Here is a 10941-nt window from a genome sequence, read left to right as displayed (position 1 = left end):
GGTTCCTCGGGGTTCCGGGGTGCCGCCGGGGCCCCCGGTTTGGGTGGTGCCCGGCCGTCCGAGCGGTTCGTCAGTCCTGCGGCAGCTGCAGCGGAACCAGCGGGATGACCGCCTCGGTGTCGATCAGGCCGGCCGCGACCGCGGGAAAGGTCGCGATGATCTCGCGCGCGGCCTCGACCGTCCCGGCGTCCAGGACCAGCGCCGCACCGACGCAGTCCGCGCGGTGGTAGCCGTGCGCGATCACGCCCTGACCGACGAGCTCCTTGGCCCGGGCCAGCTCCGCGTCGATGACCTTCGCGAAATCCTCCTCCGTGGCGTGCGGGGCCGCCTTGAAGACCGCGAGGACACCGGCGCCGGATTCGTTGGACATGGAGACAACTCCTTGCTGGGGGGGGAAGCGGCGGGGCTCCGAAACCGCCCCGCCGGACATGACCCCATCCTGCGGACCGAGGCGCCATGCGTCCAAGGACTGATTCCTATCGAAACCATAAGCTGGACACATGCCAACGCTGCGACAGCTCGAATACCTGGTGACGATCGTCGACGAGGGCTCCTTCACCCGCGCCGCCGAACTCCTGCACATCACCCAGCCCGGCCTCTCCCACCAGTTCCAGGCCCTGGAACGCGAGATCGGCAGCCCGCTGCTGGAACGCCTGCCCCGCGCCGTGCGCCCCACCCCCGCAGGGCGGGCCATGCTCCCGCACGCCCGCGCCGCCCTCGCCGAGGCCCGGCGCGCCGCCACCGCCGCCCGTCGCACCGCCGGCCTCGCCACCGGCGAACTCCACCTCGCCACCCTCTACTCGATCAGCTACGGCCTGCTGCCCGCCGCCCTCGGCGCGTGGCGCCGGCGCCACCCGGGCGTGCGGGTCAGGCTGTTCGAGCACCGACGCACCGAGGAACTCGCCGCGGCCATGAACGCCGGTCAGGCCGACATCGCCGTAGGACCGCCGCCGCCCGGCTGGGAGGGGCCCGTGCGCCACCTCGGCACCGAGGAGTTCCTCCTCATCACTCACACCGACGACCCCGCGGCCGAACCCGGAGCCGACTCCGCCCGGGCGCCCCGGGTCCGGCTGGCCGAGCTCGCCGAGCGGGAATGGGTGCACTTCACCCCCGACAGTGGCCTGGCCGACCTGCTGGAACAGGCCTGCGCCGCAGCCGGCTTCCGCCCCCGGGTGGCGGTCCGCACCGAACAGGCCCCCGCCGCGGCCAACTACGCCGCCGCCGGCCTGGGCCCCACCCTCGTCCCCGCCAACACCGTCCCGCCGCGCTTCAACGGCGCCGTGCTGCGCCCGGACCCACCGGTCAGCCGTCCCCTGACCGCCTACACCCGGACCACTCCCGACCCCATCACCGCCGCCTTCCTGGACACGCTGGCGGGCCAAGGAATCCTGACACCCCGCCACCTCCGACGGCGCCTGGGCCCGGCCGAGTCGGGCTGAGCCGACGACGGCGGTCCACGCGGGCGCGAACGGCCCGGTCCGACCGGATCGCGCCGTTCGTCTCCGAGCCGCCCGGCACCGCCGCGAACCGGCGGCCCGACGTGCCGGTCAGCGGGGCGGTTCCGGCGCGGGGCAGCCGGCCAGCCGGGCCCGGACGGCGTCGGCGTCGCGGTGCTGCAGGTCCTCGAGGATGGCGAGGCTGCGCGTCCAGGCGGCCCGGGCGGCCTCGGCGTCGCCGAGGGCGAGGTGGGTGTCCCCGAGGTGGGTGTGGATGTCGGCCTGGAGGAAGTAGTCGCCGACCGCCACCCGCAGCCGCAGCGACTCGTGGTAGGCGGGCAGCGCCTCGTGGTACTCGCCGAGCCGGTGGTGGATGAAGCCGATGCTGTCCCAGATGGACGACTGGCCGGGGAGGTTGCCGGCGTCGCGGGCCAGGTCCAGGGCGCGCCGGCAGTGCGGCAGCGCCTCCCGCAGCAGACCCTGCTGAGCCAGGTACCAGCCGATGCTGTTGAGCGCGAGGGCCTGTCCGGAGGGGTCGCCGAGGGCCTCGAACAGCTCCAGCGCCCGGCGGGACTCGGCCACGGCCTCGGCGTCGGCGTGTTCCTCGCCGTGGGCGATGGCGAGGTCGAGCCGGGTCCGGCCCTCGCGCGGCCGGTCGCCGAGCGCCTCGAACAGCCCGAGGGCCAGGCGCAGTTCGCGCTGGGCCTCGGCCAGGCGGCCCTGGGAGCGGTGCACCTGGCCGAGCCAGCGGTGCGCGTGGGCCTGGTGGCCGAGGTCCCCGGTGCGTTCGGCGGCGGCCAGCGCGGTCTCGCTCGCCCGCTGCCACTGCTGCCACAGCCCCGACTTGAGCAGGTAGGGCACCTGGGCGCCGACGAGCTGCCAGGCGTGGACGTCGGCCCCGGTCCGGTGCGCCGAGTCGACGATCCGCTCCAGCACCGGCTGCTCCTCCCGGTACCAGGCGAGCGCCTGCTGCCGGTCGGCGAGTTCCTCGGGCGTCACCCCGGCGGCGGGCTCCGGGAGGTCGAGCGACTGCCAGGAGACGTCGTCCGCGTAGGCGAGGTGGGCGGCGTGGTGGGCGGTGTGGAGGTAGTGGTCGAGCATCCGCAGGGTGGCTGCGGCCTGCTCCTGCGGGGACTCGTCGCAGGCCGCCCGTTCGGCGGCGTAGGCGCGCAGCAGGTCGTGGAAGGTGTACCGGTCCCGCTCCGGCGCGGTGATCAGGTGGGCGCGGTGCAGGTCCTCCAGCAGGGCGCGGGCCTCGGACACCGACAGGCCCGCGAGGCTCGCGGCCGCCGACGTGCCGATGCTCGGGCCCGGGTGCAGCCCGAGCAGCCGGAACAGGCGGGCGGCCCGCGGCGCCAGCGCGCGGTAGGACCAGGAGAGCACCACCCGGACGTCGGCATGGCTGTCGCCGGCCGACAGGAGGTCCAGGCGGGCCCGGGAGTCGCGCAGTTCGCGCGCCCACACCTCGAGCGGGGTGCCGGGGTGGTCGGCGGCCCGGGCGGCGGCGATGTTCAGCGCGAGCGGCAGCCGGGCGCACAGCTCGACCAGCTCGTCTGCCGCGTCCTGCTGCTCCGCGACGGCCGCGGCGCCCAGGCGGCGGGCGAGCAGTTCGCGCGCCTCCGCGGGGGAGAGCACGTCCAGGGCCAGCGGGACGGCACCGTCCAGGGCGACCAGCCCGGGCAGCCGGTTCCGGCTGGTGACCACGACCAGGCAGCTGTTCGAGCCGGGGAGCAGCGGGCGGACCTGCTCCGCCTCGCGGACGTTGTCGAGGACGATCAGCGTCCGGGTGCCCGCCAGCCGGCTGCGCAGCAGGGCGAGCCGCCCGTCCGGGTCGGCGGGGACGCGCAGGGCCGGCACGCCCAGCGCGTCCAGGAAGCCGCGGGCCACGTCGGCGGGGTCGACCGGGGCCCGGGCCGGGTCGAAGCCGCGCAGGTTGGCGAACAGCTGGCCGTCGGGGAAGCGGTCGGCCACCCGGTGGGCGAAGTGCACGGCCAGGGTGGTCTTGCCCACGCCCGCGGTGCCGGCGATCGCCGAGATCACGACCGCGCCGCAGCCGGGGGTCACGTCGACGAGCAGCTCGTCGAGCAGCTGGAGCTCCCGGGTCCGGCCGGTGAAGTGCCGGATGGCCATGGGCAGTTGCTGCGGGCAGGTCGGTCCCTCCTGGGGAGGGGGCGGGGAGCCGGCGGGCGTCGCCTCCGCGGAGGGCGGGGGATCCGTGTCCCGCGCCGCCGTCAGCCACCGGCCGCGGGTGTCCGGGTCGATGCCGAGGGCCTCGGCGAGCCGGACCACCGAGGACATCCGCGGTCGGCGCCCACCCGCCTCCAGGGCGCTGATCGAGCGGGCCGACACCCCCGAACGCTCGGCGAGTTCGTCCTGACTCCACCCCACGGACAGGCGTCGCTCCCGTAGCAGCGCAGCGAAAACCTCAGCCCCCACAGATCCCCCCGGGTCCCCTGCCAACCGCGTCGTCGCCCCGCCCGTCCGACCCGGATCGCGAATGAGCGTAGCCCCGACGGGCCCAAGTGTCAGGTCAACGTCCGGTCAACGTCGTGGTCATCGCGGCCGCGCCGGGGCGAGGATGAAGGCCGACGGACCCGTCCGAGGGGGAACGAGCGAACGCCCGCGGGCGTGCTTCGCGTCCGACCACGGGTCCGGCCCGGATCGTCGCCGTCGCCCGCACGGCGTTCGGAACGTGGCCGACCGATCCACCGGTCCGACGGCGGTGCCCCTCCCGGGTGCCCGCCGACGGACCGGACACAAGGCGCGGCGACGGGGGTGCCGCGCCCCGACCCCCGCGACGGCCGACCGCGGCCCGGCCGTCGCGGGGTCACCGCATCCCGTCGCCACACGCCGTCACCACAGCCCGTCACCGCACCCGATTCCGCCGCAGGTCGAACGGTGCCATGCTGACGCCATGACAGATCACATCGATTCCACCCCGGCCCGTGACGGGGTGCAGGACGGGGGCCGGCGGCGGGAGTTGGCGGCGGCGACGGTGGGGTCGGTGGTCGAGTCCTTCGACTGGAACATCTACGCCGTGCTCGCGCCCTACTTCGCCGCCGACCTGTTCGGCCACGGAAAGGGCGGGGTCAGCGGCGTGCTCGCCGCGTACGCCACCTTCGCGGTGGGCTTCGTGGCCCGGCCGGTCGGCTCGTACCTGATAGGGCGGCTCAGCGACACCCGGGGGCGGCGCTTCGCGCTCAGCCTCGGCATGGCCGTCATCGCCGTCGCCAGCCTGGGCATCGCCGCGATGCCGGGGCAGCGGACCATCGGCGCCTGGGCGGCGGTGCTGGCCGTGGTCGTGCGGGTGGTGCAGGGCCTCGCCTTCGGCGGGGAGGCGCCGAGCGTCGCCGCGTACGTGACCGAGACGGCCCCGCCCCGGCACCGCTTCGCGTTCAGCTCGGTGTCCTACGGCGGGATCATCCTCGGCTCGCTGCTCTCCTTCGGGGTGCTCACCCTGCTGATCCACACCATCGGCAAGTCCGGCCTGGAGAACGGCGGTTGGCGCTGGGGCTTCCTGGTCGCCGCGCTGCTCGGGCTGGGCGCGGTGTGGGTGCGGCGGGCCGCGCCGGAGAGTGCCGAGTTCCACCGCGCCCGAGCCGGGGTGCGGCCGGGTGGCCGCCCGCCGTTCCTGCGCACGCTCCGCGACCACCGCTGGGCGGTGCTCACCGTCTTCCTCAACACCCTGGGCGGCACGGTCGGTTACTACTTCGCCCTGACCTACCTGCCGCAGTACGCGGCCGCCTACCACGTCATCGACAAGGAGCGGGCGGCCTCCTTCATGACGGTGGTGCTGGCGATGGTGCTGGCCACCATGCTGCTGACCGGCGCGGCCGCCGACCGCTTCGGGCTGCTGCCGGTCGCCCGGATCGGCTTCGGGCTGCCGATCCCGCTGGTCGGGATCCTGCTGGCCGGGCTGCGCGGGGGCTGGCTGCCGTTCCAACTGGTGGCCGTACTGCTGGGGATGATGGTGGCGACGGTGCTCGGCACGCTCAACGTCTTCACCGGGCTGCTGTTCCCGACCGAGGTGCGGGCGGTCGGCCTGGGCGTGGTCAACGCGGCCACCATAGCCGCGTTCGGCGGCACCTTCCCGCTGCTGGCCGAGTGGCTGGACCACCACGACGGCCTCGGGGTGATCCCGGTCTACGTCACGATCTGCACCGCCGGACCGGCGTTGGGCCTGTTGACGGCCATGCGGGTGCCCTCGTTCACCGCCGCCCTCCGGGAGGCGGAAGCCGACGTTCAGCGGACACCCGGAACCGCCTGACGGACATCCACGTCCTGTGGTTGAGTGTTCCGGGTCAACGCCGGACGGGGAGGGCGAAAGTGGACGGCAACGAGCCGGACAGCTGGCTGATCGACGCGGACTTCGAGCAGCCGCCGCAGGTGGACCTGCGGACCGACCGGGCGCACTCCGCGCGGGTCTACGACTACCTGCTCGGCGGCAAGACCAACTTCCCGGCGGACCGCGAGGTCGGCGACCGGGTGCTGGCCGACCTGCCCGCCGCCCGGGCCGGGGCCGCCGCCGCCCGCGCCGTGATGCACCGGATGGTCCGTCGGCTGGCCGAACAGCACGGCATCCGCCAGTTCCTGGACGTCGGCACCGGCATTCCCACCGCGCCCAACCTGCACGAGATCGTCCAGGCGGTCGACCCGGCCTGCCGGGTGGTGTACGTGGACAACGACCCGATCGTGCTGGCCCATTCGCGCGCGCTGCTCACCAGCACGCCCGAGGGCCGCACCGCCTACGTCGAGGGTGACCTGCGCGATCCGGAGAAGTTCCTGGCCGACCCGGCGGTGGCCGCCACCCTGGACCTGACCGAGCCGGTCGCGCTGACGCTGATCAACATCGTGCACTTCCTGTCCGACGAGGCCGCGCACCGGCCCGTCCGCAAGCTGCTGGAGGCCCTGCCCGCCGGCAGCTTCCTGGCCCTGACCGCCGGCACCGCCGACAACGCGCCGGAGCAGGCCGCGGCCGGTGCGCGCCGGTACGCGGAGGCCGGGATCGAGGTGCACATGCGTTCGCAGGCCGAAGTGGCACGCTTCTTCGCCGGGCTGGAGCTGGACGAGCCGGGCGTGGTCCTGATCAACCGGTGGCACCCGGAGCCGGACGGGCTCTCGGCGCCGGCCGACGGCGAGGTCTCGGTGTACGGCGGGGTGGGCCGCAAGCCGTGACGCCCGCCGCGGCCGTCATGGTTGCGGCTGCTGCTGCGACGCCATGGTGAGCCCGGCCGAACCGGCGCCGCGGCTGAGCACCACGGTGCGGATGTGCTCCAGGGCGCGGGCCCAGTCGGCGCGGCCGGGGTTGCGGCGCACGGCTTCGCGCAGGTCGAGCACCCGGTAGGGCGGGCCGAGGTCGGTGATCTGCGGGACGAACTCGGCCCGGCTCACCGCCCACCGCTGCCCGGGCCCGGCCGGCGGGCTGACGGTGAAGCGGGCGATCGAGCTCCAGTTGCCGCGCGGGTCCTCGGCACCGTCGTAGGTGAACATGTGCCCGGCGAGCTGGTCGCCGAGGCCGTAGACCGTCCAGGTGTCGCCGATCTTCTCGTAGGCCTGCGGGATGTGGGCGTGGGTGCCGAGGATCAGGTCGATGTCGGGCCGGCCCGGGCCCTGCCCGGCCGCGGACAGCTCGCGGGCCAGGGTGAGCTGCTGCTCGTTGGGCGCGTCCTGCCATTCGGTGCCCCAGTGGATGCTGACCACCACCAGGTCCGCGCCGTCGGCCCGGGCGGCGCGGGCGTCGGCGAGGATCCGGTCCCGGTCGATCAGGTTGACGGCCCAGGGCTCGTCCTTGGGCAGCGGGATGCCGTTGGTGCCGTAGGTGTAGGCGAGTTGGGCCACCGTCGCACCGCCGGCCCGCAGCAGCGCGGGCCGCCCGGCCTCCCCGGCGGTGCGGGCGGAACCGGTGTGGGCGAGGCCGACGGCGTCCATCGCGTCCAGGGTGCGGCGGATGCCGGCCGGGCCGTCGTCCAGGGTGTGGTTGGAGGCGGTGTCGCAGGAGGTGTACCCGGCGTCCTTGAGGGCCTTGGCGACCTGCGGCGGGGACTTGAACGCCGGGTACCCGGTGTACGGGCCGCCGTCGGCGCCGTAGACGGTCTCCATGTGGCAGATCGCCAGGTCGGCGGCGCTGACCAGCGGTTTGACGCCGGCCAGCATGGCGCTGAAGTCGTAGCCCGTGCCGCCGGCGTCCTCCTTGGCCTGCTGGATGATCTCGGTGTGCGGCAGCACGTCGCCGGTGGCGAGCAGGGTGAACGCCCGCGGCCCGGTCGGGGCGGGGGTGGGCGTGGGTGCCGCGGTGCCGGGGGCGGCCCGCCCGGCCGGGTGCGGGGCGTCGCAGCCCGGGAGGGCGAGCAACAGGGCGAGGGCGGTGGCGGCGGTCCGTCGGCGGGGGAGGGACATGGTCGGCTCGTCTCACGATCGGAAGGGATGACCAACCATCCGACTATGCGGGCGCCCGCCTGGCGGGCCGTGGGCCCCACGCCCGCAGGTCACCCGGGGAGCCGCCGGTCCCGGGAAAGGTGACCATGTGTGACCCCTTGTACGCGGTCCGCGGGATGTGCTGACATATCCATGTCAATTCTGCCGAGGGGGTCGCGCGGGAAGCGCTCGGTCCGTGCCGCGCCGCCCCTGTTCCCGTGGACGATCGAAGGGGAAGCCCATGTTGCTCCGCGCCCTGGCCGCCGCGGCAGCCGTCTCCGCCGCCCTGGCCGGCTCGCCGGCCTTCGGCGGCGACTCGCTGCCCACCCCGCCGGACCGGATCGTCATCGACGTCGCGACCGTCAACGGCTCCGGCTGTCCGGCGGGATCGGCCGCAGTGGCCGTGTCGCCGGACAACACCGCCTTCACCGTGACGTACAGCAGCTACCTGGCCCAGGTGGGAGTGGGCTCGAAGCCGACCGACTTCCGGAAGAACTGTCAGCTCGACCTGCGGGTGCACGTCCCCCAGGGCTTCACCTACGCCATCGCCTCCGCCGACTACCGCGGCTTCGCCCACCTGGAGAACGGGGCGAGCGGCGTCGAGCGGGCCAACTACTACTTCCAGGGGGACCCCGGGACCACCTACCGGAGCCACCGCTTCGACGGCCCGACCGACGACAGCTGGCAGGCGACCGACTCCGTCGACGTCGCCGCCCTGGTCTGGGCGCCCTGCGGCGAGGAGCGCAACTTCAACATCAACACCGAACTGCGCGTCTCCGCCGGCACCTCGGACCCGGCCCACACCACCAGCTTCATGACGATGGACTCGACCGACGGCAGCATCAACACCGTCTACCACCTCGCCTGGAAGCAGTGCCCCTGATCCCCGGGCGCGCCCGGCCCCGGCGGAGCCCCGGCCGCCGGGGCCGCGGCGTGTCCGACGGGCTCGAAGGTGAAGGCCCGTCAGGAAAGCGGTCGTTTTTGCATGCTCATGCCGTTACAGTGCTGCGGGTCCGGACCCCCCACTCGGCAGACGGAGCGTCATGACCATCGCACGCAGGTCCATCCTCAAGGGCACATCGGCGGCCGGAGCCGCCCTGGTCGCCGGCGGCGCGGCCGCCCAGCCGGCCTCCGCCTCCGACGGGCCGACCGACGAATCGCCGGGCGCAGCGGCCGACGGGCCCGCGAGCCCGCTGCTCCAGGCCACCCCGCACCGGATCGGCACCCCCAGCGTCAGCGGCCTGCACCTGCAGTTCGGCACCGACCCCGCCACCGAGATGACCGTCTCCTGGCTCACCCCGCAGTCCGTCCGCCGCCCGCAGGTCCGGATCGGTTCACCAGGCGGCGGCCTCGGCAAGGTGGTCGAGGCCGAGACCCGCACCTACCGCGACGCCCTCGGCAAGGACGAGGTGTACGTCCACCACGCCAAGCTCACCGGCCTGCGCCCCGGCACCACCTACCTCTACACCGCCGGACACGACGGCACGAGCCCCGAGACCGGCAGCTTCACCACCGCCCCACGCGGCCGCACCCCCTTCACCTTCACCAGCTTCGGCGACCAGGCCACCCCCAACCTCCGCCGCCACCTGGTCTTCCCCGACGGCATGCCCTCGCCGCTCGGCAAGTACCCGGTGTACATGAGCAGCCAGATCGGCTCCCCGCACGCCGCCGACATCGTCGCCGCCGTCGAACGGGTCGGCCCGCTGTTCAACCTGGTCAACGGCGACCTCTGCTACGCCTCCTACAGCGGCCGGCACGGCCAGAGCCGAACCGCCACCTGGGCCGACTGGTTCATCAACAACAGCCGCTCGGCCCGGCTGCGCCCCTGGATGCCCTGCGCCGGGAACCACGAGAACGAGAGCGGCAACGGCCCGATCGGCGCCGACGGCTACCAGACCTACTTCACCCTCCCCGACTCCACCGCCGACCGCGATCAGGAGACCCGGGGCATGTGGTACGCCTTCACGGTCGGCTCGGTGCGCTTCATCAGCCTCGCCAACGACGACGTCGCCATCCAGAACTCCGGCGACAGCTACCTGCGCGGCTACTCCGGCGGCGCCCAACTGCGCTGGCTGGAGAGGGAGTTGCGCACGGCCCGGAGCAGCCGGGGGATCGACTGGATCGTGGTCTGCATGCACCACCCGATGATCTCCAGCTCCAAGCACGGCTCCGGCAGCGACCTCGGCGTGCGCGAGGCCTGGGGCCCGCTGTTCGACGCCTACGGGGTCGACCTGGTGGTCAGCGGCCACGAGCACTACTACGAGCGCTCCCACCCCGTCCGCGGCACCCTGCCCAACGACACCCGCACCCCGGTGCCCACCGGCACCGACCTCCACCTCGCCGACACCGGCCGCGGCACCGTCCACATGGTCATCGGCGCCGGGGGCAACGCCGCCACCACCCAGGACGACCTGTTCGAACGCCCCCAGGGCCGGGTGGTCATCGGCCTCGAGGACAAGCCCGCCCCCGGCGCGCCCTACCGGGAGTCGATCTGGCTCACCGAGGACGCCCCCTGGGCCGCCTACCAGGACCGCACCAACACCCACGGCTTCGCCGCCTTCGAGGTCGACCCCGGCGACCGGCGCGGCGGCACCACCACCATGCGGGTCACCTACTACACCTTCGACGGCCCGCACGCGGACCTCACCCCGGTCGACACCTTCACGCTCCACCGGCGCCGCACCGACGGCCACGACTGACGACACCGCCCGCCCACCGGTGAGCCCCGCCGCGAATCGCCGTCCCACCCCCGGGTAGACGCGTCCACGCGCCCAGGTCGCCGGCCGGCGGGGCCGGTGCCCGCGGGGGCGCGGAAGGAGCGTCGCGATCATGAACGAGGAGACGGGCCACGTCACCGGAACCAAGGACAAGGACTACAACCTGCTCTGGTACGTCGAGGCCTGCCTGAGCAACGCGCTGCGCATGGAGACCTACCTGAAGGACGCCGAGCGGGAGGGCGACGACGAGGTCGTGGAGCTGTTCAGCAAGGCGCAGGCCGACAGCCGCAAGGGCGCCGAGCTGGGCAAGCGGCTGCTCGCCGCCCGCCTGGGCGGCAGGGGCACCGGTACCACGGGTACCAGCGACACCGCGG

General features: G+C 74.2%; 8 protein-coding genes and 1 pseudogene. 6 read left to right on the top strand and 3 right to left on the bottom strand.

Annotation, left to right across the window (positions count from 1 at the left end; genetic code table 11):
- Positions 1-70 precede the first annotated feature (70 nt).
- Positions 71-370: a YciI family protein gene (locus ACWCYO_RS32680; RefSeq protein ID WP_270140338.1), complete on the bottom strand. Its 300-nt coding sequence runs from the start codon at positions 368-370 to the stop codon at positions 71-73.
- 130 nt (positions 371-500) lie between these two features.
- On the opposite strand from ACWCYO_RS32680, the gene ACWCYO_RS32675 reads away from it, so the two are divergent.
- Positions 501-1439: a LysR family transcriptional regulator gene (locus ACWCYO_RS32675; protein WP_270140336.1), complete on the top strand. Its 939-nt coding sequence runs from the start codon at positions 501-503 to the stop codon at positions 1437-1439.
- 108 nt (positions 1440-1547) lie between these two features.
- On the opposite strand, the gene ACWCYO_RS32670 is transcribed toward ACWCYO_RS32675, so the two are convergent.
- Positions 1548-3872, bottom strand: coding sequence for an ATP-binding protein (locus tag ACWCYO_RS32670; RefSeq protein ID WP_270140334.1), 2325 nt, complete (start codon positions 3870-3872; stop codon positions 1548-1550).
- A gap of 478 nt (positions 3873-4350) precedes the next feature.
- Here ACWCYO_RS32670 and ACWCYO_RS32665 point away from each other — a divergent pair, with 478 nt between their 5' ends.
- Together ACWCYO_RS32665 and ACWCYO_RS32660 are read left to right on the top strand one after the other, a co-directional pair.
- Positions 4351-5703 carry an MFS transporter gene (locus ACWCYO_RS32665; protein ID WP_270140332.1) on the top strand — a complete coding sequence of 451 codons (1353 nt, stop codon included), beginning with the start codon at positions 4351-4353 and terminating at the stop codon, positions 5701-5703.
- A gap of 59 nt (positions 5704-5762) precedes the next feature.
- On the top strand, positions 5763-6611 hold the full coding sequence (locus ACWCYO_RS32660; protein WP_270140330.1) for an SAM-dependent methyltransferase: 849 nt from the start codon (positions 5763-5765) through the stop codon (positions 6609-6611).
- Positions 6612-6626: 15 nt separating this feature from the next.
- On the opposite strand, the gene ACWCYO_RS32655 is transcribed toward ACWCYO_RS32660, so the two are convergent.
- Positions 6627-7832, bottom strand: coding sequence for a CapA family protein (locus ACWCYO_RS32655; RefSeq protein WP_270140329.1), 1206 nt, complete (start codon positions 7830-7832; stop codon positions 6627-6629).
- Positions 7833-8091: 259 nt separating this feature from the next.
- Here ACWCYO_RS32655 and ACWCYO_RS32650 point away from each other — a divergent pair, with 259 nt between their 5' ends.
- From ACWCYO_RS32650 to ACWCYO_RS32640, 3 genes and pseudogenes are all read left to right on the top strand, one after another.
- Positions 8092-8733 (top strand): DUF4360 domain-containing protein, encoded by a 642-nt coding sequence (locus tag ACWCYO_RS32650; protein ID WP_449786241.1) that lies wholly within the window; start codon positions 8092-8094, stop codon positions 8731-8733.
- A gap of 160 nt (positions 8734-8893) precedes the next feature.
- Positions 8894-10549, top strand: coding sequence for a purple acid phosphatase family protein (locus tag ACWCYO_RS32645; protein WP_449786240.1), 1656 nt, complete (start codon positions 8894-8896; stop codon positions 10547-10549).
- Between the two features lie 130 nt (positions 10550-10679).
- Positions 10680-10904, top strand: a pseudogene (locus ACWCYO_RS32640) (hypothetical protein); the annotation flags it as partial.
- Positions 10905-10941 lie beyond the last annotated feature (37 nt).

It is taken from the genome of Kitasatospora sp. NPDC001683 (assembly GCF_053596495.1).
The sequence above is the reverse complement of the archived record's forward strand: the minus strand, read 5'-3'. Positions and strand labels throughout refer to the sequence as shown.

Excerpts from the sequence above, each read along its gene's own strand:
- ACWCYO_RS32680 (WP_270140338.1), bottom strand. The coding sequence starts at position 370 with ATGTCCAACGAATCCGGCGCCGGTGTCCTCGCGGTCTTCAAGGCGGCC.
- ACWCYO_RS32675 (WP_270140336.1), top strand. The coding sequence starts at position 501 with ATGCCAACGCTGCGACAGCTCGAATACCTGGTGACGATCGTCGACGAG.
- ACWCYO_RS32665 (WP_270140332.1), top strand. The coding sequence starts at position 4,351 with ATGACAGATCACATCGATTCCACCCCGGCCCGTGACGGGGTGCAGGAC.
- ACWCYO_RS32655 (WP_270140329.1), bottom strand. The coding sequence starts at position 7,832 with ATGTCCCTCCCCCGCCGACGGACCGCCGCCACCGCCCTCGCCCTGTTG.
- ACWCYO_RS32650 (WP_449786241.1), top strand. The coding sequence starts at position 8,092 with ATGTTGCTCCGCGCCCTGGCCGCCGCGGCAGCCGTCTCCGCCGCCCTG.
- ACWCYO_RS32645 (WP_449786240.1), top strand. The coding sequence starts at position 8,894 with ATGACCATCGCACGCAGGTCCATCCTCAAGGGCACATCGGCGGCCGGA.